The following is a 22121-nucleotide window of genomic DNA, read 5'->3' as shown; positions in this document are numbered from 1 at the left end:
CAGCGCGATAAGCGCGGCGACCAGGAAGACGGCGATCATGAGTCGGCCTGCCGTTGGTGCTCGTCAATGAGCCGAAGCGTGCGGCAGTCGCACACGTCCGCCCACTCGGGTCCGGTCAGGGAGATGCAGCGGTGGTCGTGGATGAATACACCGTCGAGATGGTCGAGGCGGCTCACCGAATCCGGGTGCCCCGCCGGCAGGTCAGCGATCAGCCGGTGCCACGGTGTGAACGCCACCACAAACGCGGCGAACATGAACGCGGCGAGGAACCAGTCACGGACACCCAGGAACGCGGGGACCAGGGCCAGGAAGAACAGTGCCCCGGCGCACCAACGGATGGTGATCATGACGCCCTCCGAGCCTTGTAGGCGGCGACTCGATCCCGACCGCACTGCGCGCATGTCTTCGTACGGCCGGCCCTGTGAAAGCCGACGATCGCGAGGTCGTGCCCGTTGATGCAGCGACCGCTAGCGTGAGCTCGGAGATACGCACCGATCGGACTGATACCCCGCTCGGTGTTCGTTCGGCTCGTCGTCACATCGAGGTGAGCGGGATTCACACATCGGCGGTTTCGGCACAGATGGTCCACGACCGCATCGACTGGCAGGTCGATGCCAGCGAGGATGAGGGCGACTCGGTGAGCCTGGCGCGAGGATCGATTGCGTACCACGACGCCGTAGCCGTCGTGGCGAGTCTTTCCTCTCCAGTTGTGGCATCCGGTCGCCGGGTCCGGCACGACGCGCGTGGCAAACGCTTCGGCGCTGATAAATCCGATCTCTATGGGCTTGGCTGCGGTCATGCCGACACCGCCGCCCATACCCGGCACCGACGCCCAGCACGAGTGACCCCGACACCGGCGTCCACGACCATGCCCGCTTCGACGAGTTCGTGGCGGGCGGTACGCAACCTTGCCTCAGACCACACCACGTCGAGAGGGCCAGGGTTCAGGATGTGGGTCCGGTAGATTTCCCCGTCACCCAACGGGCGCCCCGCCCCCTGGAGGATGCGGAGGACTTCCTGCTGCGAACCCGCAACATCCGTCCTGTCCGCCGCCTCATGCGACTCGATCGGGTCCGTGGAACGGACATTCGGGGAACCCGGGTAAACCATCGGGGGAACCGTGGTCATGACGCACGCTCGCTGATCGCGGTGACGTCGGAGCGCCAGAACAGGTAGGCGCCCGTGTATCCAGGGAGCTTCCGAGATGGTGTGAGGGTTCCACGTTTGACAAGTCGGGTTACCTGTCTGCGGTCCTTGCCGAGGATCGCGGCGGCTTCAGCCGCTGTGACTTCGGTGTCTGTGTCCATGTTGGGCATATGTCCATCATGCCTCAATCTGGACATATGTCAAGCCCAAGTTTGGGCTTTGTTCACTTTCGGTGATCTTGACAGTTTCGGAGGGCAGTCCTAACTTGGACATATGACGATTGTTATCAGCCTCGACCGCGGCGCAAAGGTTCCACCCTCCACGCTCCAGAACCGCCTCCGCATCGCACGCGAATGGCGCGGCCTCGAACAGGCCGACCTCGCACGCGAACTCGGCGTCGGCCGATCCACAGTGAGCAACTACGAACGGGGCGTCACCATCCCCGGAAAGCTCGTCATCAACGCATGGGCCGTCGCCTGCGACGTCGACGTCGAATGGCTCAGGACCGGGCAAACAGAAGACCCCCGCCCTGGTCCGGGCGAGGGTCTGAGTGCCGGATCTAAGAGCCCGGCAGGAGAGACTTCACTGTACCACCTGCGTCCGCGACGCACGTCCAGCGCACCCAACTTCGAACGGTGGGCCGCGTGATGACTCCTGCCGAGAAGCTCGGGCACCGGGCACGAGCGAACCGAATTCACACCGCGATCGGTCCGGCGTGGCAGGCGTCCTGCTCGTGCGGATGGGAAGGTCGCCGGTACTACACGAAGGGCGCGAGCGAAACCGCGCGAGCGGAGCGCTGGTCCCACGAGATCAGCGTCGAAGATGGCCTGGTCGCCCCAGCGCGCATGTAAAGGCACACACGTCACCAGCATGCCTGAACGCGGTTACATCCGTTCGGATAGATTCTCAGCCCGACACTCAACGACGAGTGCCGAGGGCGAACAACGCGGAACGGCAGGTGCAACATGGACGGACTACTCGACCAATTCATCGACTACCTCCACCGCCGCCGACGCGCACCCGTCACCATCCGGAAACGCCGCGCCGTCATCGCCCGACTCCTCACCGAAATCGACCCCTACACGGCAACACTCTTCGACCTCGACGAATGGGTCCACACCCACTGGACCGCCGACGAATCCCTCAACGCCGCCGTATCCGGGCTCCGAGGATTCTTCCGGTGGATGCACGCCTCCGGCCGACGCCAAGACAACCCCGCCGCTGAGCTCGAAACCGTCACCGTTGAACGTCGACCCGCACGAATAGCCACAGACACCGACATCCTCGCCGGCATCGCGAACGCCGACCCCCAAACCGAAATGATGATCCGCCTCGCCGCCGAATGCGGACTCCGCAGACACGAAGTCGCTAAAGTCCACACCGACGACATCGAAGCCGGAGCATGGCTGCACGTCATCGGCAAAGGCGGGAAACACCGCGTCGTACACCTCACCCCCGAGCTTCAAACCCTCATCCGCCACGCACCAGCCGGATACCTGTTCCCCGGAGGAACGGACGGGCACCTTCACCCGAACACCGTCTACGAACACATCCGCCGCGCTGTCGGCGCAAACCCCCACTCACTCAGACACCGGGCCGGGACCGTCGTCTACGAGGGCACCGGCCACGATCTCCGTGTCGCACAAGAATTCCTCGGTCACTCGTCCCCCGAAATGACCGCACGCTACGTGCACGTCACACGACCCGACCTGCTCCGCGCCTCCCAGGCGTCGCGCCTCGCGGCGTAGACGCGCACTCGGGCTCCCCGGTACGATCCGGTGGCATGAACCGCCGCGCAGCAATCGCTACCGTCACCCTGGCTGCGATCACCTTGACCGGATGCGCCACTACCACGCCGGAGGATTTCGCGGATGCGTGGGATACGTGCGTCAGCGCGTACGGAGCGCTGCCACGCGAGCTCGACGTGCTGGCAGAACAGAACCCTGGCACGAAGGTGGACCGGGAGACACCATGTGAGAACTGGGTGGAATCCCAAGGTGAGGACGGTTTCGTGGACTTCTGGGGAGACCCGGACGAGTACATGGACTTCGTAGTTTCCGCTGCCAAGGTTGATGCCCTCGCATCCCTGCAAGACCAGTAACCCAGGAACGACAAAAGACGCCCCCGGACCCCGTCATCGCGTGGATGACAGGCCCGGGGCGTCAGTGTGTTGTGGTGTTACTGCTTCTCGGTCTTGGGGACGTTCGCGAGCGCGAGACCGCCGAGCAGCGGCAGCAGGTAGCCGAGACCCGCCTTCGCCCCGGCCAGTGCGACCTCGATGGGTGGGAGGCCAGCCGCGGCGGCGGTTGTGACCGCTTCGACGACTTCGCTGGTCGTCCACACCGCGGCACCGCCGAGCACGATCGACGCGTACAGGATCACCCGTGCGCGGGCGGACTGGATGATCGCCCCGATTGCTGCGGCCACGTTCGCCGGGTTCACGTTCGCTGGGAGTTCCGGCGGCGTGTACGTCGGCCGTTCCGGCTCGGGCTGTTCGGGCATGGGATCCTCCTCCGGTGTCTCCGGGACAGGTTCGGGCTGGGCGGGTTCCGGGTCAACCGGCGCGGGCTGCTCACCGTGACCGTTGATCCGATTCGCCGCCGCGACGATCCGCTCGAGGTCGAGGGTGCCGGGGCATTCGGTCGCGACCCAATGGTTGTGGGGGTACACGTTCACGCCGACCTTGAGCTCGCCGAGCTGGTGGCGGGCCGCGATGTCAGCGACCAGACGCGCGGACAGGTCGTACACGGCGTCCGTGATGGGCCGGTCGGGTCCGCCCTCGTGCTCGATCGAGATCCCGTTCGCGTTCGAGTAGGCGTCGCCGTCGCCGTGCGCGTACTCCGCTTCGGGGACGTACTGGTGGATCTCGGTCTGCCCGATCCCGTACTGGGTGGAGGTTCCGGTGCCGCGGCCGTCCTTGATGGTGCCGGGGTTCTGGAAGTGCGCGTCGGTCCCGGCGAGGGTGCCGTCCATCCAGTGCAGCGTGATGTGCGTCTTCACCGCAGCCGGTTCCCGATACCGGTAGTTCGGGGAACCGACCCACGTAGCAAGCGGCGAATCCGGGGCGCGGTTCTTCCACGGCTGCGCAGGGTCGAGCTGCGGGGTTGCCGGCGGCGCGGTCGGTGTCGACGGCACCGTGGGGAACGCGCGGCCGTCCGTGATCGGCCCCCACTTCGCATCCTTCTCGAGGCCCTCTGCGCGCTGGAAGCGGTACGTCCCGCACGAGCACTGGTTGCCCCAGTCGTCGTCGGCAGCCCAGTTGTGGAACAGGCCCCGACCTTGGAGGTACTGCTGGATCTCTTTCGTGGACCGGGAGACTTGTTTCTCGCCGGCGATGATGATCCGCGCAACGCCGGAGGTGTCCGGGCCGAAGATCGAGTCCGCGAGCAGGCCCACCCACTCCTGGAACGTCTTCGTGCCCGCCTTCGTCTTCGGGCCAGGGTCGTTGTCGATCGCACCGTCGTACAGGCCCAGGGAAGCGAGGAACCGTTGCGCCTCGTCGGTCGGCATCGCACCATTGCCTGCGGATGCTGTGGTGGCTCCGGTGTGTTCGAGGTGCCACGGCTCGTTGTAGTGGTCGTACCCGGCGGGGTCGAAGTTGAACCGGTGCGCGTTGTCGCGGATCCACTTCGACCTGGGGTTCCCGTACCGGGTGACCCCGGCGTCGGCCCCGCTGTCTCGGATGTCGATCGCGCGAGGCCCGATCGGGTTCGTTTCGACGTGGAACGCTTTCGGGTCGTCCGGGTGCGCCGCGCGGACACTCGACCGGCCACTGTCGTACGCATCCCAGAGCGCCTTCTGCTCCGCCCACGTCCGCACACCCGACGAGATGATCAGGTCGAGGCCGAAGACGCGACGGAACTCTGCTTCGAGACGGGAGTAGTCTGCCGCGACGTTCGCAGCGACACGCTGCCCGTCGACGATCACGTAGGTGGTCACGATGCTTCCCTCCTGGGAACGACGAAGGCCCCCACGACGGGGGCCTTCAGAGGATGGTGCGCTCGGTCGGAATCTGAGCTATTGGGATGTTAGTCGCAGCCCAACTATGTTGCTGGGTTGCGGGATGCCAAAGTCATGTGCGGGATACCGGAGGTGACCAGTTCGTAACGCCCTCGCGGTAGCATGGCGCCCGTGACGCCACTCGGGATACTTCTGATCGCTATCGCTGCGGTCAGTATCGCCAAGGGGAAGGGACTTACCGCGCCTCTCGCCATCGGCGCAGCGCTACAGGCAGGCGCGATGCTGACTGTCGCCGGGGAGTCGCTACCGGTCTTCTACGCCTTCGCGATTCCTGCTACTGTCGCGGCGCTCTTTGTTCGTGCACGATTCGGAGCTGACAAGCCGTCGCCGATGCGGGAATGGTGGGCATTTGGCGCATGGGCGCTCCTGATCACACTTATCGGACCCGTGATCTTCGAGGGGGTTCTCGTCCTGAGCCCCAGCGTGGGCGTGAACACTGCTGTCACTGACCCTCAGCCGCTCGTATGGTCAACTTCCAACGCCGCTCAAGCGGCTTACCTCGTGCTCGGCCTCGGCGCGGCGGCTTACCTCTACCGGGTCGGAGCTGGCATCGCCACAGTAGTGCTCTGTTTTCTCACAGGAACCGTGCTCAGCTTCGTGCGACTCATGCTCATCCAAGTCGGAGCGACATGGATGGACGGATTCTTCGACAACAGCCCCGGCTTCGTCTACATAAACCGGCTTCCGACCGGGGAGCCTCGGTTCCGAGGTATCTTCGCCGAGCCCTCTGTGCTCGCCACATTCTCGACGGCCGCCGCTGCGTTCTTCCTGGTTCTCGCGATCCAAAGGAAAGGATGGCAACGCTGGGCCTCGTTCGCGGCTCTAGCGATGGCATCCGTAAACCTGGGTAACTCGACCTCCACCACTGCAATCGTGGCACCGCTGATCGTCGCTCTGGTTCTCCTGGCCTGGGTGATGTTGCGCTTCCTCACCGGAAAGATGAAGGTTCACCCGCTCATCATGATCGGGGTGTTTGCCGCCGTTCCCGTGGTTCTTGTCGTAGGAGGACAACCGATTTTCGCCGCGCAGGCGGAGCTCACGGACAAACTCACGACGTTCTCGTTCTTCGTGCGAAGCACAGCTGACCTGTATTCCATCACTTCACTGGTGGCAGACAGCTTTGGCTTGGGTGTGGGCCTAGGAAGCACCCGCCCCTCGTCGTTCCTGCCTTCCCTTATCTCGACAACCGGGATAGTCGGGCTCGTGCTGTTCTTTATCGCGCTCATCGCGCTGATTGTTCGGGCATGGCGCAACCCCGAAGCTCGGCCTGTGGCTGGCGCGTTGGTCGCTTGGATCATCGGCCGCAGCATCGCCGGTGCAGACCTTGGGAGCCCCGCACTGATCTGGCTGCTGGTCGGCGTGCTCGCTTCGCTAGCGTCGAGGGTCGATCGCACCACGTTGCGGAGCCACGGGCGTGCAGCACGCCGCGGCCCTTGGGCGAACCGAGCGGCGCAGGGCAGTCCTATCGGTTCACCCAAGGGCACACTATAACTTTCGTCACTCCGGGTTTCGCACGACCACCTTGGATGCCACGGAAGCGGGGACGGTCAACTTTCCCGAAGGCGTCCATGGCATGGCATCCAGGATGAGGCGGCGCTGAATGGCGTCCGCACTGTCACGCACGACGAGCTGCTGACCCAGTACGTCGTCGTCCTGATCGATGAAGCCCCGGATCGATGCGTCCTTCACCCCGTCAATGTAGAAGAGGTCACCCCAGTAGTTGACAGCATGTATCTGATCGAAAGCCAGACCGATCGGAAGCATTGCATCATTTGGTGTGATGCCGTCCAGTTGCAATCCTCGCGACACGCGAACCGCTGCCCTACCCGGTGGGACCGAGTTGATCCGAAGCCGATCTACCGAGACACCGGAAACGAGCCCCTCGATGCGGAGCAAGTCATCGTCGAACCCGTAGTACGGCGTGGAGCCCTGCATCGGCCCATGGAGCATGAAATTATTGAATTGAACGCGACGCAACTGCGTGGGATCGGCGTCGTTGTTCACGTTGCTGATCTTGGCGTGCGTGTAGTTATAGACGAGCCAGAGGTCGTTGAAATCGAGCTGGTTCGTACCGTCACCCCCGCCCGGTGCAATTTCTGGCTTGTTCGTGATCCAGAAACACGGAGCTGCGGTGCTTGGGTCGCCGCCCGCTATCACTCTTACATCGTTGAAGGTTGACTCACGAATTGCGCCGCCGCGCCCGTGGGTGCCGTTGGTCGGAGAGGGGTCGCCTAGACGGAAGGTCCCTCGGAACCCGTACGCCACGACCCGCGTCATCGTGAGTTCGTCCACACCGTTCCGAGTCACGAACGGGTCGCAGACGAACGACCGATCGTGCACGAACGACAGATCGTGAATGTCAGCGCCCTGATTCAACACGGTCACGTCCAGGGATGGCAGCGTTCCACCCACGAGGTCCATCTGACCGTGACGGTTCAGATCATCAACCACAACCAGCGCGGAACCGGAAAGGTCCGCGGTCGGCGTCAGATAGCTTCGCCAACGACCAGCCCCACCCAGCCCTACCGGGTGATAGATGTGCAGCTGTTCTCCCAGGCTGAACTTCCCAGGTGGCACATACACAGGATGCCCAGCCCCAGGCATCTCCGCTGACATCGCAGACGCGAGGGCTTCCTGCAAACAGGCGGTATCTTTGCTCGCGTTCCCGACACCAGCAACACCAGCCGTCGAGTATCCGAAGTCGCGGATATCGCCATCGCCGGGACGCCAGCGTGGGTCTCCACCATCCGACACCCAGACCATGTTCGCCCCAGCCGGGGAGATGCCAGGTGCGCGAACGTTCACGCCATCCCAGGTGCCCTCCATACGAGGAGCGGGATCGACCTTGAACGTCGCAACAACGGCAGCCCAATTCCCGCCCGTGCCGGTCGCCGAGGCATCCGCAGACTCTTCGGCGGCGACTTCCTTGGTCATCAGATCCAACCGCTTATCCGCGGAGCCAAGTGTTGTACGCGTAGAACCCACCGCAACATAGTCGCTCCCCGGCGCGGCAGCCGTGGTGAAGCCAGAACTTACCGCGAACACTGACACCGACGCCTCATCCGGGGTAGTCGCGTCAACGGCAACACCACCGCTTCCTGTCGCGAATGTTGCTGCGCCGAATCCCTCGGGGTGTAGCACGCCCCCGAATCCAACCGCGGCGACGGCGATCCGGGCAATGTTGTGTCCGTGCAGTTCTCTGATCGTGATTGCCATACCGGCTTTGAGGGGCTCGGAGACGACACAGTAGGCGAGGAGGATTCCGAAGGTCGTGCTGAACTGCTCCTGACCAACAATCACCCAGTGGTTTCCGCGGCTATCGCTAACGGATACTTGCAGGTCACCGTAATCGTGGACAGATTGCGGAAGATAGGAGAGCGCGAGAACGATGGTTGACCCTGCGGGGATATCTTGCGTGAGTAACGGTGAGATTCGGGTCTCGACCCCAGATCCTGCCGTGTTGGCGATCGCAACAAGACCAATGTCGGCGAGACCTTGCCGATACACAGGCGTGCCGGGTCGAGACTCGGCGGCGATCGTGGCACCGGGCGCGAGTACAACTGGTGCCCCTAATGCAGCGTTTAGTTCAGGTGACGCCGCCAACGCCGCACGCCCCGCCTCCGTGTTCGGGACCGCTTCGTCGGCCTTCCCGAGCGAGGTCTGCACGGCCTCCTCGAGGTCCGTTGCCGGCACGCCAGCCTCGGGGAGCTGGTACGCCGTGTCCGCCTTGCCCAGCGAGGTCTGCACAGCATCCTCGAGGTCCGTTGCCGGCACGCCATCCTCGGGGAGCTGGTACGCCGAGTCCGCCTTCTCACCCTGCTCAGTCGTCGCGTAACGCCCGTCGTTGTGTTCGTCGAGCGCGTCCATCGTCGCGTCGGGGAACAGCTTCGTCTCAGAGTCCGTCGCGGTCGGCACCCACGGGTCCGGGGGCACAGGAATGTAATCGGTCATCAGTCGTCCTTCTCGTTCCAGCCTTCAGGCGGTTCGGGCAGCGGGAGCGCACCATGCCGGTACGCGTGATCAATCAGAGACCGGATGTACAGCCATGACAGCCGGTCGCGGCGCTCGAGCTTCTCCAGCCGTGACCGCATCTCTGCGGTGCGTTTGTTCAGCCCGCCGAGCCAGGTGAAGATCGCGCCCACGACAGTGCCGAAAAGGGTGATGAGCGCGAGGATGATCGCTGTCCAATGCTCCGGTCCAAGTGTGATCATCGGGTGTTCCTCCAAGCTGATCCGTCCCACGCCCGCACCCGACACAGCCGCCATTGCGACCCGTCCCACGTCCAGACCTTGCAGTTCCGCCACGCTGACCCGTCCCACACTCTGCCCCCAGCGAGGGTCTCCTCAGACGCCGAGCTCGAATAGGAGCCGTAGCCGACGCTGTTCGTCGCCCGCACCCGCACCCAGTACTCGATACCCGGGGTGAGATCCGTGATCGTCGTCGACAAGCCCGCGCCCGCGTTGACGGTCTTCACCACGGTGGCGAACCCGGAATCCGTGGCGACCTGCACCTGATAGTTCGTGATCGACGCGCCACCGTTATCGGCCGGTGCCGTCCACGCCGCGTCGATCGACGTCGGCAACGCGTCCGTCAGGACCGGTGTCCCCGGCGCGCCCGGGGCTTTCGGGATCCGCGGCGGGGCACCCTCCCACACCGACACGGAGCCATCACCGATCGACGAATGATCCGTGTCGATCGACGCCGTGGACGTGAACCCCGTCCCGTACCCGTTCGCGTCATGATCGCGGGAGAACGTCGTATCGAGCAGGGTGATGTCGTTGTAACGGTTCGCGTACGGGATATTCCACGTGCCCGACCACGTTGCCCCGCCAGCATTCGCCGACCAATACTGGGTATTGTTCGTCCACGAACCCCACCCGGCCGCGAGGTAGCGGACGATGATCCGGTAGTTCGACTGGTTCCCGCTTTGGCCGGTGCGGTAGACGTTGATGTAGATCTGCTGCGGGGCGGACCCGTTTAGATCGCCCCACCCCTCAGTCATCGGTCACCCCGTACTCGTCGACGAGATGCTCCGGGACCACGAACTCGGCGGCGAACTCCGCCACCGTCACGGCCCGGGGCGAGTCACCGTCAGCGACGATCACGAGTCCGACCATCTCCTCCGTGACGGCGAACAGCACGAACCCCAGTGAATGCAGCCACTGCGACACGTCCGTGACGTTCGTGCCGGTGACCTTCCGGGCTACCGTGCGTGCGCCGGTCTCGGCGTGAGCGAAAACAGCCACGGTGACCTCAGATCGGTTCGAACCACAGCGCCCACAACGCGGGGCTTGATGGTGCGGTGGAGTCGACTGTGATGTCGAGGCCGTCGCGGGATGCCCGACGGGCGATCTCGTCGCGCGTCGCGTTGATCTCGATCCAGCCGTTACGGCGGTCTTCGGTTCCTGACACCAAATCCATGCCGGCTGCTGCGGCGTCGTCACCAATAGCCATCAGGCCACTACCTCTCCAGTCCAGGACTCACCAATAGGCGAGTCGAGCCAGCTTTCCCCGGGTCGAGGGCGAGCCACGCCTCCGGTGGCACATCCACAAGCCCTGTCGTGCCGACACGCATCAGACCGGCAGGGAGTTCCCACTCGACCGAAGCGACACGCCCGATCTGCTCTACCGTGCCCGGGAGGCTGATGGACGCTTCCTGACCCGGCTGCGCAGTCCACACCGCCAATGCGGTGACATCCTGGGTGCGGCCCTGACCCTGCCGGCGGGCCAGGATCGCCGCCGCAACCCCAGGCCCCGGATAGGGGCGGTTCAGCTCGACGATGAACACGCGGCCAGCGGTGCCCGCCGTGTCGGTCGCGGTCTTCACGGTCCCTGTCGGGTCGGTCCACGAGTACTTCACCACAACGCCCGTGCAGTAGATGTCGGCGTTCTCGCGCGAAATCTCGTCGACACCCTCGGTCGAGTTCAGCGGCGACAGGGAGACACGTCCCGGCGAAGTGAACTCGGCCGGGTCCACAAGACGCCACGTGCGAGTCTCGTCGCAGTAGAGACGCAGACCAGCAACTGCCGTGAGCGGCTGAAGAAACTCCCATGCGCTGACACCCGCGGGCCACGTGAAGAGTTCCGGGAGGCGCTCGACTACTGGCGTGCGGCTCGATGGCGAGGCGTGGGCGGTGTCCCCGTCCCATGAGTAGATGTAGAGCGCGTCGTCCGCGTCATCACCGTTGAATGGGTCGGCTGGGACGCCTTCGTTCAGGATCACGTTGTCTACGAACAGGTACTGTCCGGACGATGCGTCGTTGAGGCGGAAGTGCAGCGAGACCTTGACCGCTCCCGGGGGGGCGGTGCCGGTGACGGGGACGTACCGGTAGCCTGCGTTCCACAACGCAACTTCATTGCCATACGTGTCTTTGATGCGTGTGTTGTTGATGTCGTACCACCGGATCATCACGAGCCCAGTGCGCTCGGTCGCGCCGACCGCGACACGCATGCGCGCGGTGCAGGAGTACAGGTATCCCTCGCGCACTCCGATCGGGTTCGAGGCGTAGTCGATCCAGAAACCACCCGCTGTTGCAGCCGCGGCACGGACAGAGTAGTCGCCGTCATCGGCATAGGCGTTCAGCCGAGTGATGCCGGTGGCGTTGCTGCCGTTCGTCCATCCGTCAAGGTTCGTCTCAACTGATGGGTTCGGGTGCAGGTTGGTCAGCGGCCACGCCGCGGTGAGGTCAGCGTCGGTCGATCCCGCCTCAAGCTCCGCGCCCGGGATCACAACACCTAGCACGTAGTTGATGAGGTCGCGGAGCGATGCCTCATGGTCCCGTGGAGTGTCGTCGTCAGTGAGCGGCGCGTAGTCCTGCAACAGAGCCTCATCCGTAGCGAGCTGCATCTCGATGCGCTTCGCCTTGTGGTCCACACGCCGCGACCGCACCGCCAGATCGAACACCCGAGGCGTATCGCCCTCCTCACCGATCGCCACCGTCGCACGGACGTCCTCGCGCGGGTCGATGACCTCGATGGTTTCCGGCGCGATCAGCGGAACCTGCACCGTCGCAGAACCGTACGGGACAGCTCCCGAATCAACCACCACGCGAGCGTCGTCAGCCACAACCTCAAGGTCTTCGTCGTTCTCATCAGTAACAGTCACCGACGCGACCGGGCGGAGGATCTGAGTGCTCACGACTCGACCTGCTGGAAATCAACCGACACAACCCACGCGTCCCGGGTCGCGTCGTCGAGCTCTACCGTCACATCCCCATCAGTAACGAAACTCATCCCCACCTCGGCGACATCCGTGTCCGTCAACGTGAACGTCGCCTTGGATGCCAGGAGCGCTTCCGCGGCGAACGCGTCGGCCTTCACCGGGTACAGCAACGCCAACGTGCCCGACCGCAAACGGGAACCGATCAGCGTCACAGCGATACCGTCACCGATGAGATCGTGGATGATGTTCCGACCCTGACGCGCCGCCCTGTACCCGAGAACGAGAGCCGGCGACGTAGACCCGCCACCACCCGAAGCCGAGATCGTAGATGTCATGGGAGCAACTGCCTTGAGTTAGGGGTCTGGAAGTACGTCGGGAGCGCGATCTTGAACGGCACGCGGTAGTTACGCAGCGCCGAATCGTCGATCACGGTGTGCGCTGTGATCGAGACGTCCTTGTTCTGGATGCCGTAGATCTTCTTCTCAATCGCATCCGTCTTGTCGGTCGCCTGCCCCGTCTCCGCGTCGATGTAGATCTGTTTCCCACCCGGGAGGGTGACGATCGTGTCACCGAACTCATCGAGCTCGCTGGTCGCCTCTTCGGTTGACTCCGCAACATGGTTCAGGTAGTCGCTCCACGTCTGGAACCCGTCCGCGGCGTCCTTCTGAACCTGGATCAGCTCAGTCCCCGCCTCGATAGCGTCGAGATTCGCCGAATACTGGGCGTCACCCGTCTCGTTCCACTCCCGACCCAGTTCCTTCGTAAGCCGCGTGTTCTCCTCGGTGCGATCCGCGATGATCTGCTGCACCTTGTCGAGATCCTCAGACCGACCAACGTACGCGCCAAGCGCCACCGGCAGATCCACACCGAGGGCTTTGGCGTAGTCCTCGACCTTCTTCTTCTGCTCCGGGTCCGATATGACAGCCTGCGCACGCTCAACCTCACCGAACGTGTCGAGGATCGCCGTGCCAGCCTCGATATACGCGTCAGCGAGATCGGAAGCCCGAGCTTGCAGCTCTTTCCGCTTCTCATCAGCGGCGATGAACGCCGCCGTGATCGCACCGATACCGACACCGGTAGCGATGGCAGCTGCCGCCGTGCCGATACCGCCGATACCAGCGACCGTTCCACCGATCGTGTCGCCGATCGTGTCGCCAAGCTGCGAGAAATCACCACGGACGGCGTTCGCGAGTCCCTCGCCGAGGTTCTGCCGAATCTCGGACCCGTACTCTGACGCCTGTTCCGACATGTGTCGTTGTGCCCGCACCGCATCATCGGCGGCGTCATCCGACGCCCTACCGACAGACTTGTACGCTTCCCGGAACTTCCGTTTGATATCGTCCGAGGTCTTATCCGTCGACCGCTGCACTTCCTTGAAGTCACGCTCGAGACGGTCAGCGCTCTGGTCGCTGTCCTTCGTCATGTCGCGGAGGCGGTCAGAAACCTCCTCCACAGCGTCGGCGACGTTATCGACACCCCGCACCGCGTCGCGGACGTTCGCCGCAACGTTGATGCTGATCGCACCGGCCATCAGTTCACCCCCGGTACACGTCGCAGGATCTCGTAGAACAGGTCAGTCGCGATCGCCGCAGCGCGCGGCACAAACCTGCCCAGCGCGGGCCACACGACCTTGCCCTTCGCGGACTTCGGCCCAACCGGCCGCGCAGTGCGGCGCGTCACCACATGCTTAGCGGGCGCCGGCACGGGCGGATCCTTCCGGTAATACCGGGTCTTGATGCCCTGGTCCTGACCGAACTCCACCGCGCGGGCCAGATCACGCGGACGCGCACCCGACGACAGTTTCCCCGTCCCACCCGCAGACAACCGGATCGAGTTACGCGACAACGACACCCGCGACGTGCGGACCAGAACGGCACGCTGCAACCGGTTCGGGCGAGACCGTTCCAACTGGTCCCGCCACTCCGGCTCAATCTTCTGCCGTCCCTCTTTCGTCCACGCCGACAGCCACTCCCGTTCAATGAACTTGAGGGCACGGAACATCGCCGTGAGCTCCCTCGACGACGTGACGTCGAGGCGCACAGGTCACACAGCCCGGGTCGGCTTCGAGCACGCCATCGTCGACGTCGCCACCGGGATCGCGTCCACCGTCCCGCCGATCACACCCGGCGCGCACTGGATCGTCGACTCCCACCCGGCCCCGCCCGTCGCCGGCTCGAACGTGACGTCGATCGACTCGCCCTCGTGGTCGTACAGGAACTGCGACAACGAATCCGTGGTCTCCCAGTCCTGAGCGAACGCCATCGTGCACGTCCAGTCAGACGCGCCGGTCTTCTTGAACACCGCGGTCGGGGTGAGACCCTTCCACATCGCTGTCGGCGTGTTCGGGGTGAACTCGACCTGCGAGACATGCATCTCGTAGTCGCTGGTGGTCGGCCCCTCGCCGTAGCTGAACCGCAGCAGAGCATCCCGGAGGATGATCGGGGCAACGTTAATCTGGGCCATGATCAGGCCTCCTCTTTCGTGGTTGTGGTTATCAGGGTGATGTCGTACGCGAGACGTTCGAACTCTTCACCGGCCGCGACCTTCTCCGCGTTGCTCCATCCCAGCCAAGACAGGGACGGGTCGGTGTCCAGCACGGACAGGAAATCGATCAGGTCATCGAACAGGGTCGGGTCTGCCGACTCCCGCGATGGGAGGTCCGTGGTGATCGTGAGAACCCACGTCACCTGGTATCCACCGAGCGGCGCGGCAGGAAGCCGGGTCACCGAACGGACCTTCATGGTGAGGGTCACCGCATCAGGTGTCTCATCGATGGGCTCGTACCCCTTGAATCCCCACCCCTCGGGCAGGATGTTCTCAAGCACGGTCTTGAGGGTCTGATACGCGCTCATGCGAACCCCGGCATCTGCGCACGCTTGTACGGCGCGAGAAGGTCACGGACCACCTTCGGCATCAGGTACGACGGGTCGACCTGATCATCCAGCGACGGGGCACGCTGCGACGCGATCGCCCACATGTCAACCGCGACCATCGTCGCCGCGAGCTGCACATCGTCGGGAATGGTGTCCATCCCGACCGTGAACGTCACCCGCACGTTCTGCCGGCCGTACGGGAACGGCCCGTACAAGATCCCCGCCGAGTGGTTCACCTTGTAGGTGCCATCGAACGTCACCCACCCATCTACGGGCACGAAATACCCGTCAACCCACTCACCGCCACCGTCCCCGGTGACCTGCACGAGCGTGACCTCGTTCGGTGCGTGCGGCAGCAGGATCGTGTCGCCACCGTCACAGACGTGCACGACCGTGCGCGCCTCGAACGGCCCCGCGTCCTCCTCGACACGCTTCGACGCCGCAGCGATGTACGCGTCAAGCTGTCCCTCGTACTTGGTGACCTCAGCGGTCCCCCACCGGAGCATGTTCTTGACCTCGTCGACGGTTGTCAGTGCCACGTTCCACCTCCGTCCGGTGCTGTCGTGGGGTGGTGTCTATTGCGGTCCTCTGCGGGCGTGCGGGACGCCCGTGTGCTGGTTCAGGTGTCGTGGTTCGCACTGCTACTCCTCACGTGTTCCCGCGCGGCCTCGAATTGGCGCTGGTCGAGCCAGTACCGGCGGCGGTGCGGGAGAATTGCACCCGTGTGGGCGTGGATCGGTACACCGAGTGATCGGATGCGGCGGCAGAAGTAGAGATCCTCGCCAAGCCACAGCCCGTTCAGGGGGAGGTCGCGGAACCAGCACCACGCGTCACCCTCGTGCGGGTCTGCGTGTTCCCTGATCTGCTCGAGCACGCTTCGGTGGATGAGGATGCACCCGGTACCCAGCGCATCCACCTCGATGATCTGGTTCTCCGGGTAGTCGGTGACCGGCGCGACAGAAACCCCGTCAGCGGCGTGGACGTAGATGTGAGGGACCGGTTTCGGCATCATCCCGGGTGACGGCCACGTCCCGAAGTACAACCCACCGACCACAGGCCGGGCTGCCGCGTGCGCGGCCGCTACGAGCTTGTCGAAGGCCTGCACGGACAGCTGCTCGTCAGAGTCGATCATGAACAGCCACTCGGCGGTCGTGTGGTCGAGGAACGTCTTCACGACCTCGTTGCGCTGACGGGACAGCAACCCACCTTCGATGCGGATGATGCCGTCAACCCGTTCGGTGCGGGCGCGCATCACTTCGATGATGGACGTCATGAACGCGCCGTCGACCTGGCCTGGGTCTATCCATGCGATTGAGATGCGGTCTCGTGTCTTCACTTCTCTCTTCTTCCTGTTGGGACGGTGAGAGGGCCGGGAACAGGAACCCGGCCCTCTCACCTCGTCACCCTGATCAGGGGTGACTTCTGTTGCCGATCAGAACGTCGGCGCGACCAGGCCGGTGCCGGAGATCACCTGCACGGACGCCTGGTGGCGGTGCGGGATGAACGCCGCGAACCCGAGGACACGGAACAGGATGCTGTTCTGCGCCGCGAGCGTCGCGTCGAACGACGCCGACTCGACCTCCGACTCCCACAGCCACAGGTCGGACGAACGGAGGACGAACACGACGTCCTGGTTCGTTCCGGCCCCGAGGTTCGCGGGGATGTTCGGGTCGGTGAACACCGGCAAGCCGAGCAGAGTACCTGCGGGGCCTTCCGCAGTCGGCTCACCCGTGACCGCGGGCTGGTTGAACGCGGGCCCGTTCGGGATCACCAGCGGACGCTGCTGACCGTCGAGCGCCGCGAGCACCCAGTTCCACCGGGTCGGGGTCATGATGATCTTGTCTGCCGGGAGCTTGCGACCCGCCGTCACCGCGCTCATCGCGCCGAGAACCTTCGAGTAGAAGCTGTTCGCAGCCGTCACCGACACCACGGACGGAACCGTGGTCGTGTAGGTGATGGTGGTTCCCGCGGTGATGAGCCCGCGCAGCTGGCCGTTCGCGGCCGATCCGGCGATCACCTGGCTGTCCAGCGACACGGCGTATGCCGCGGCGAGGTCAGCGACGATGATGTCGTCGATCGGTGCGCCCGACTGACGCATCAGCGCGATCGGGACCGTCTGCTTGCCGGTGATCTCCGCGATCCCGGACGACACGGAGGTGGTCGTGAACGACGCCTCAGTGATCGTGGTGTTCTGCGTCTGGGTCACAGCCGGGTCCGTGTTGCCGGTGACCTTCGGGATGTTGACCGACGACGCACCGTCCGGGAGAGGACGCTGGTTCACCTGGTCGGCGGTGACGCGGCCCGCGCGTGCGAGAGCGACGAAATCCTCGACGAGCCACAGCGGCGGGGCGAGTTCGCCACCGGCACCCGCTGCGGACGTCGCGGCGCGTTCCTGCGACTGCGCGAGACGCTGACGTGCAGCGTCCCCCTCGAAACCACCCTGACCTGCGGTGTACAGGTCACGGAAGTACGAGGTCGCGTTGTCGCCGCGACGGTACACGGGGTTTGCTTCGTTCACCTCAGCGCGGACGACGGGTGCCGCAGCGACAGGGGTGCGCTGCTCGGCGGCGCGCTGCACTTGCTCGTCCTGCTCGGCTTCACGCTCGAGCTCGTCGATGTTCGCCTGCTGCGACTCGATCGAGGATGCAAGTTCGGAACGGCGGGCGACGGCAGCGTCGATCGCTGCCTGGTCGATGGTCTCAGCGCCGCGAAGGGCGTTGAGGTTCTCTCCGACCTCGTTGTATTCGGTGATCGACCGGTTCAGCTGCTCGAGCCGGCGGCGGATCATTTCGCGAAGGGTCATGGGACTTCTCCTTTGTCTGGAATCGGTGTTCCAGCCGTCCGGTCAGTCAGGCCTGCGCACAGTCCGAGGAGCGTGCGCATGTCGCGAGAGCGCGTGCGTGCTGTGTTTGGTTGCTCTACCGCAGGGAGCGGAGAGCGAGCGGTCGGGCGCGTTCGAACGAACGCGCTGCGGCCGGGTCTGTGTGCTGGCGGACGCCAGCGTCGGTGAACGGGTTCGCCCCGTATCCGACGATCGCGACGTCGCCGCGGTGGATGTCGACCTCGTCGATGCGGTACTCGGTGTAGTCGGGCGACCACTTGCCGCGGACGATGCGGAACCCGAAGCTCATCTCGTCGATGAGTCCTGCGCGCAGCTTTGGGACGATGTACGCGACGTCCTGGTCGCGCATGTCCAGCGATGGTGCGTCGACGTTCAGGCCCTCGTCTGTTTCCGCGAGGGTGAGGGTGCCGGTGCTGGTGCGGGCGATGCGGCGCAGCTGGTTGTGCTGGAGAACGAGCGGCACATCGAGATCTGCGCGGTTCAGCGTGTTCTCGAACGCGCCGGCCGACACGATCTCCGTGTATGGCCCCAGCCAGTCCCACATCTCGTACGCCTGTTCGGTTGCCGAAGCGAGGCCGGTGAAGTGCACCGATTCGCCCTCGACGACGTCGCGGACGGTGACCAGTGACCGTGCGGACATCCGTGCGGATGCTGACGGCTCCGCGGCGGATCGGCGCTGGCGGGGACGGTCGGTGCGTTGTGCGACCTGCGCGGCGCGGGCACGGCCAGCGTTCGCGAGCGCCTCTGCGAGGATCGGGTCCATGTTGGCGTCCTAACTCTTCTGGATGCTGACGGCGGGTGCCGGGGTGCCGGCGCTGACGATGCCGAGCGCTTCGAACTCGGCGATCTGCTCGGGTGTGAACGGGGCACGGTTCATCAACGCGCGCGCCTCGGATGGTGCGGTGATCTTCCCCGTCACCTCGTTGATGAGGATCCGGCTTGTCGTCTCCGGGTCCATGCGCAGCAGCGCGGCGGTGTTCAACTTCACGAACCGGGGAGCTGCGAGCATCCGTGATAGCGCGGTTTCGCGGCGTTGGACAGCAGGACCGAGCTTCATGATCAGGAACTGGAGGTTTGCTTGAGTGACGTTCGCGTAAGTGATGTTCTGCCCCGTCACGGCGACGTCGACGAGATTCGCGGGGACACCGTAGAACCGGCACATGGCCTGGTCGCTGTAGTCCATCTGCTGGATGAACAGTGATTCCGCGGTCGACGCAGGCCCGGTACTGTACTCCCAGTCCTTGCCAGTGACGAAGATGTCACCACCCTGCACGGACTCCTTGAACCGCGCCTTGATGTCGTCCGCGGCTCCGGGCTTCAGTACCTTCTCGCTGTTACGCAGGATGCCTGACGGGGTGATGCCGTGGTTCGTGAACCACTCCGCCGCGAACTCTGCCGCTGTCGCCCACAGCCCGAGCGACCATGCCGCGTACGCGACCGGAGAGAGACCCATGATCAGACCCGGCACCGTGTACTGGCGTTCGTGCCACACCTCGGACGGTGCGTACTTCCGGGTCGTGCCGGTCTCGTCCCGAATCACGTAGGAGACGACACCGGCCTTGGACTTCACGGTGACGTATTCGTGGCGGACAAGCTCGATTACTCGAGGCTTCCCGAGACCGTCCCGCTCACGGATGATGCCGTAACAGTTGCCGACACGATCCAGATCAACCTGTGTCGAGTGCATCCACTCCTGAATAGAGACCTCGCCACGCCCGAACGGGTCCACGAGCACCGGTGGCGACTGCACGGGGTAGTCGATTCCGGACACCGTGCGGAACGTGTCGATCGGGAACGATGAGATCAGACCGGCACGGAGCATCACCGCCGCCCAGCCGACCGACTGCCGCAACGCAGCGTCCGCTTTCACCGTCACCGGCAACCCGGATGGGCCACGGTACGAGGTGCGGGCGACGACGGTATCCGAGGTTGCTTCACGCTTGTGGAACACCGGTCACCTCTTCCCGTCTCGATCCAGAATCACCGCGACGCCGACACAAGAGACGCCGATGACAGCGATCCCTGCTGCAAGACCGAACGCGAGCCACGCGGCGACAGCGCACACGATGACACCGACGATCAGCAGAACTTCCGGGAGATACCGCACACGCTCACCTATCCGATCGAATCCATCACGTCGTAGTCAGCGTCTCGACGCCGCAGCCACTCCCACAGAGCGAGCGACCCCGCCACGAGCGGCACCACGGCCGCGCCAGCTTTCCGCCGCGACCATGTGAACGACCCTTCTCGCTCGTCCTTCACGGCCGACCGCACCGCGGCTTCCAACGCCGCATCGCCCGAGTGACGCATCACACCCTCATGGATCAGATCGAACGTCACCGAACACGCCTCAGCCATGTCCGGATACGACGTCCGCACCACAGCGACCGCGAGCTCTGCATCCTCGAGCGCCGAAGCGACAGCTTCCGCCATCGGCTCGGTCGACTTCTTCTCGTCGATGACGATCGCGACTACCTCTGGATGTTCGTGGCACACGCGGACAACCAGTTCCGCCATCCACGCAGATCCAGCCTTCGACTCGACCACCCGCAGCTGCGGCACACCGTCAGCGCCAGCACCGACAGCCATCAGCGCGGAGAGCTTCCTGTCGAGGTTGGTGTCAGCTGCGAGCACGACCGGACCCGTCGTCGCCACGAGCTTTCCGCGGTGCGCTTTCCAGAGCGCCAGGTCGACCGCGCCAGTCCCGTCCGAGTCCTCGTCCCAGATGCCGAGGCCCTCACGTTTGAAGGACTCCTCATCGCCGAGGAGTTCCCGCATCCGCTCGATCGCGTCATCCGGCGTGCGGTGCGGATAGGACGGGTTCGCGCGTGCCCGCACCTCTGGGTCATTCGGGTCGTCGCCCGCGTTCGCTCCCACCTCGAGGTAGAGCATGTTCGACGCGACGGTTTCGCCGGCCGCTCGCCGCTCCTTGATCTTCAACGCCGTGCGCCGACGCGTCTTGAAGAACTCCGCCCGATCCTCCGGCTTCGGCGGCGTCCCCATGAACACAACCAGCGGGTTCTTGACCGTGTTCGCAGCCGGCACCATGTCGTCGAGCGCCTTCGACGTGAGGATCTGCGCCTCGTCGAAGACCACGATCGCGACGCCCGGGATGCCTCGACCAAACCCGTGTTCACGGGCGCCGAACATGATCCGTGACCCGTTCGTGAACAGGATCCGTTGCTTACCGTTGCCCGCCCGGATCTGCCGGATGTACGGGCGGATCCGCTTCCGCCTCGCCAACGCCGCGAGCGTGTCGAACGTCTCATCCGACGTCGCCGAGTGGTGCGCGGTCCACAGCACCTTGATCCCGGGAAACAGGATGCACAACGCGAACACAATCGTGCCGATCGTGAACGTCTTCCCAACCTGACGGCAGATCGAGATCAGCACACCACCGATACCGGCCGCGTACAGCCCAGTCTCACGCTTCGCGAGAATCGCACGACCAAGACCCTGCTGCCAGTCGTCGTGCTCAACGCCCATCTTCGCGCACTGCGCCGCGACGGCTGGGTATCCCGTCGACACGATGCCAGACGGCAAGACAAGATGCTTGGCAACTTCCGACAGCTTCCGGCGCTTCGGCGGCACCCGACGCGCCACCGACCTAGATGTCGTCTTCGTCCCAGGCTTCGTCTGGCGCGCTTGCGGCATCAGCCGACTCCTCAGCCTCGCGCGTCTCGATCTCCTCAAGCTCGCGCATCGTCTCGTTCAACAAGCGCACATTCGGAGGCAGATCACGCGGTGCCATACCCGCGGCAATCTTCTCCGCAAGCTGATTCCGCATCGCCACCAGATACGCCTTACGGTCACCCGACTGAACCGCCTCGACCAACGACAACGGTGGCGGATCAGCCTCAGCAACCCACCTCGACAACGTGGGTCGCGACACCCCCAACGCCTTTGCAACTTGCGACACCGACTTTGCAGCCCGAACCTTCTCCACCGCATCACGCCGAAACGCCTCAGAGTAAGCCGCTCGCCCGCCAGATTTCGCGGATCGCGGCGCGCCCACCGCGCGGAGCTCAGCAGTCGAAGACGCCATCACGACCACCTCCCTGCACGTGGAAAAACCCCG

28 protein-coding genes are annotated in these 22121 nt (G+C 64.5%); 5 read left to right on the top strand and 23 right to left on the bottom strand.

Features of this window, described 5'->3' with window-relative positions; translation table 11 throughout:
- Window positions 1-35: 35 nt before the first annotated feature.
- The 4 genes from MICSW_RS04400 to MICSW_RS04385 are packed head-to-tail and all read right to left on the bottom strand — an operon-like array spanning window position 36 to window position 1316.
- Entirely contained in the window at window positions 36-347 is a 312-nt protein-coding gene (locus MICSW_RS04400; RefSeq protein WP_464496824.1) for a hypothetical protein, read from the bottom strand.
- Window positions 344-799 carry an HNH endonuclease gene (locus MICSW_RS04395; protein ID WP_464496823.1) on the bottom strand — a complete coding sequence of 152 codons (456 nt, stop codon included), beginning with the start codon at window positions 797-799 and terminating at the stop codon, window positions 344-346. Before MICSW_RS04395 ends, MICSW_RS04400 begins: the two co-directional genes overlap by 4 nt.
- Complete coding sequence (locus MICSW_RS04390; protein ID WP_464496822.1) at window positions 796-1128, bottom strand: hypothetical protein; 333 nt, start codon at window positions 1126-1128, stop codon at window positions 796-798. Before MICSW_RS04390 ends, MICSW_RS04395 begins: the two co-directional genes overlap by 4 nt.
- On the bottom strand, window positions 1125-1316 hold the full coding sequence (locus MICSW_RS04385) for a helix-turn-helix domain-containing protein (protein WP_464496821.1): 192 nt from the start codon (window positions 1314-1316) through the stop codon (window positions 1125-1127). The genes MICSW_RS04390 and MICSW_RS04385 overlap by 4 nt, the downstream gene beginning before the upstream one ends.
- 103 nt (window positions 1317-1419) lie before the next feature.
- Between MICSW_RS04385 and MICSW_RS04380 the strand changes: the two genes are divergently transcribed.
- The 4 genes from MICSW_RS04380 to MICSW_RS04365 all read left to right on the top strand — a co-directional run bounded on the left by MICSW_RS04380 (window position 1420) and on the right by MICSW_RS04365 (window position 3247).
- Window positions 1420-1794 (top strand): helix-turn-helix transcriptional regulator, encoded by a 375-nt coding sequence (locus MICSW_RS04380; protein ID WP_464496992.1) that lies wholly within the window; start codon window positions 1420-1422, stop codon window positions 1792-1794.
- Window positions 1791-1997 carry a hypothetical protein gene (locus MICSW_RS04375; RefSeq protein ID WP_464496987.1) on the top strand — a complete coding sequence of 69 codons (207 nt, stop codon included), beginning with the start codon at window positions 1791-1793 and terminating at the stop codon, window positions 1995-1997. Before MICSW_RS04380 ends, MICSW_RS04375 begins: the two co-directional genes overlap by 4 nt.
- A 114-nt stretch (window positions 1998-2111) precedes the next feature.
- Window positions 2112-2894 (top strand): tyrosine-type recombinase/integrase, encoded by a 783-nt coding sequence (locus MICSW_RS04370; protein WP_464496982.1) that lies wholly within the window; start codon window positions 2112-2114, stop codon window positions 2892-2894.
- Window positions 2895-2929: 35 nt separating this feature from the next.
- Window positions 2930-3247, top strand: a complete 318-nt coding sequence (locus MICSW_RS04365; RefSeq protein ID WP_464496977.1) for a hypothetical protein — start codon at window positions 2930-2932, stop codon at window positions 3245-3247.
- A 77-nt stretch (window positions 3248-3324) separates the two neighbouring features.
- Here MICSW_RS04365 and MICSW_RS04360 read toward each other — a convergent pair whose 3' ends face one another.
- Window positions 3325-5085, bottom strand: coding sequence for an N-acetylmuramoyl-L-alanine amidase (locus tag MICSW_RS04360; RefSeq protein WP_464496973.1), 1761 nt, complete (start codon window positions 5083-5085; stop codon window positions 3325-3327).
- A gap of 192 nt (window positions 5086-5277) precedes the next feature.
- Here MICSW_RS04360 and MICSW_RS04355 point away from each other — a divergent pair, with 192 nt between their 5' ends.
- Window positions 5278-6657 carry an O-antigen ligase family protein gene (locus tag MICSW_RS04355; protein ID WP_464496969.1) on the top strand — a complete coding sequence of 460 codons (1380 nt, stop codon included), beginning with the start codon at window positions 5278-5280 and terminating at the stop codon, window positions 6655-6657.
- 6 nt (window positions 6658-6663) lie between these two features.
- Here MICSW_RS04355 and MICSW_RS04350 read toward each other — a convergent pair whose 3' ends face one another.
- The 18 genes from MICSW_RS04350 to MICSW_RS04265 all read right to left on the bottom strand — a co-directional run bounded on the left by MICSW_RS04350 (window position 6664) and on the right by MICSW_RS04265 (window position 22088).
- Window positions 6664-9117, bottom strand: coding sequence for a glycosyl hydrolase family 28-related protein (locus MICSW_RS04350; protein ID WP_464496964.1), 2454 nt, complete (start codon window positions 9115-9117; stop codon window positions 6664-6666).
- A complete protein-coding gene (locus MICSW_RS04345) occupies window positions 9117-9377 on the bottom strand; it encodes a hypothetical protein (RefSeq protein ID WP_464496960.1) in 261 nt (86 codons plus the stop codon). The genes MICSW_RS04350 and MICSW_RS04345 overlap by 1 nt, the downstream gene beginning before the upstream one ends.
- Complete coding sequence (locus MICSW_RS04340; RefSeq protein ID WP_464496956.1) at window positions 9374-10168, bottom strand: fibronectin type III domain-containing protein; 795 nt, start codon at window positions 10166-10168, stop codon at window positions 9374-9376. Before MICSW_RS04340 ends, MICSW_RS04345 begins: the two co-directional genes overlap by 4 nt.
- Window positions 10161-10412: a hypothetical protein gene (locus MICSW_RS04335; RefSeq protein ID WP_464496952.1), complete on the bottom strand. Its 252-nt coding sequence runs from the start codon at window positions 10410-10412 to the stop codon at window positions 10161-10163. Before MICSW_RS04335 ends, MICSW_RS04340 begins: the two co-directional genes overlap by 8 nt.
- A gap of 7 nt (window positions 10413-10419) precedes the next feature.
- Window positions 10420-10620 carry a hypothetical protein gene (locus tag MICSW_RS04330; protein ID WP_464496948.1) on the bottom strand — a complete coding sequence of 67 codons (201 nt, stop codon included), beginning with the start codon at window positions 10618-10620 and terminating at the stop codon, window positions 10420-10422.
- Window positions 10621-10627: 7 nt separating this feature from the next.
- Window positions 10628-12304 carry a hypothetical protein gene (locus MICSW_RS04325; protein WP_464496945.1) on the bottom strand — a complete coding sequence of 559 codons (1677 nt, stop codon included), beginning with the start codon at window positions 12302-12304 and terminating at the stop codon, window positions 10628-10630.
- On the bottom strand, window positions 12301-12663 hold the full coding sequence (locus MICSW_RS04320) for a hypothetical protein (RefSeq protein WP_464496940.1): 363 nt from the start codon (window positions 12661-12663) through the stop codon (window positions 12301-12303). The genes MICSW_RS04325 and MICSW_RS04320 overlap by 4 nt, the downstream gene beginning before the upstream one ends.
- On the bottom strand, window positions 12660-13859 hold the full coding sequence (locus MICSW_RS04315) for a lipocalin/fatty acid-binding family protein (RefSeq protein WP_464496935.1): 1200 nt from the start codon (window positions 13857-13859) through the stop codon (window positions 12660-12662). Before MICSW_RS04315 ends, MICSW_RS04320 begins: the two co-directional genes overlap by 4 nt.
- A complete protein-coding gene (locus MICSW_RS04310; protein ID WP_464496931.1) occupies window positions 13859-14329 on the bottom strand; it encodes a hypothetical protein in 471 nt (156 codons plus the stop codon). The genes MICSW_RS04315 and MICSW_RS04310 overlap by 1 nt, the downstream gene beginning before the upstream one ends.
- A gap of 42 nt (window positions 14330-14371) precedes the next feature.
- Window positions 14372-14791, bottom strand: coding sequence for a hypothetical protein (locus MICSW_RS04305; RefSeq protein WP_464496927.1), 420 nt, complete (start codon window positions 14789-14791; stop codon window positions 14372-14374).
- Window positions 14792-14793: 2 nt separating this feature from the next.
- Window positions 14794-15180, bottom strand: a complete 387-nt coding sequence (locus tag MICSW_RS04300) for a hypothetical protein (protein ID WP_464496922.1) — start codon at window positions 15178-15180, stop codon at window positions 14794-14796.
- The gene (locus MICSW_RS04295) at window positions 15177-15740 is read right to left on the bottom strand and encodes a hypothetical protein (RefSeq protein ID WP_464496918.1); all 564 of its coding nucleotides are present in this window, start codon (window positions 15738-15740) and stop codon (window positions 15177-15179) included. The genes MICSW_RS04300 and MICSW_RS04295 overlap by 4 nt, the downstream gene beginning before the upstream one ends.
- An 80-nt stretch (window positions 15741-15820) precedes the next feature.
- Entirely contained in the window at window positions 15821-16474 is a 654-nt protein-coding gene (locus tag MICSW_RS04290; RefSeq protein ID WP_464496913.1) for a hypothetical protein, read from the bottom strand.
- A 159-nt stretch (window positions 16475-16633) separates the two neighbouring features.
- Window positions 16634-18004 (bottom strand): phage major capsid protein, encoded by a 1371-nt coding sequence (locus tag MICSW_RS04285; RefSeq protein WP_464496909.1) that lies wholly within the window; start codon window positions 18002-18004, stop codon window positions 16634-16636.
- Window positions 18005-18119: 115 nt separating this feature from the next.
- Window positions 18120-18806 carry an HK97 family phage prohead protease gene (locus MICSW_RS04280; RefSeq protein WP_464496905.1) on the bottom strand — a complete coding sequence of 229 codons (687 nt, stop codon included), beginning with the start codon at window positions 18804-18806 and terminating at the stop codon, window positions 18120-18122.
- A gap of 9 nt (window positions 18807-18815) precedes the next feature.
- Complete coding sequence (locus MICSW_RS04275; protein ID WP_464496900.1) at window positions 18816-19994, bottom strand: phage portal protein; 1179 nt, start codon at window positions 19992-19994, stop codon at window positions 18816-18818.
- A 164-nt stretch (window positions 19995-20158) separates the two neighbouring features.
- Window positions 20159-21586: a hypothetical protein gene (locus tag MICSW_RS04270; RefSeq protein WP_464496895.1), complete on the bottom strand. Its 1428-nt coding sequence runs from the start codon at window positions 21584-21586 to the stop codon at window positions 20159-20161.
- 64 nt (window positions 21587-21650) lie between these two features.
- The gene (locus MICSW_RS04265) at window positions 21651-22088 is read right to left on the bottom strand and encodes a transposase (RefSeq protein ID WP_464496891.1); all 438 of its coding nucleotides are present in this window, start codon (window positions 22086-22088) and stop codon (window positions 21651-21653) included.
- Window positions 22089-22121 lie beyond the last annotated feature (33 nt).

The sequence above is a fragment of the Microbacterium sp. SW12 genome, from assembly GCF_055391095.1.
This window is presented reverse-complemented; position numbering and strand designations above follow the sequence as displayed.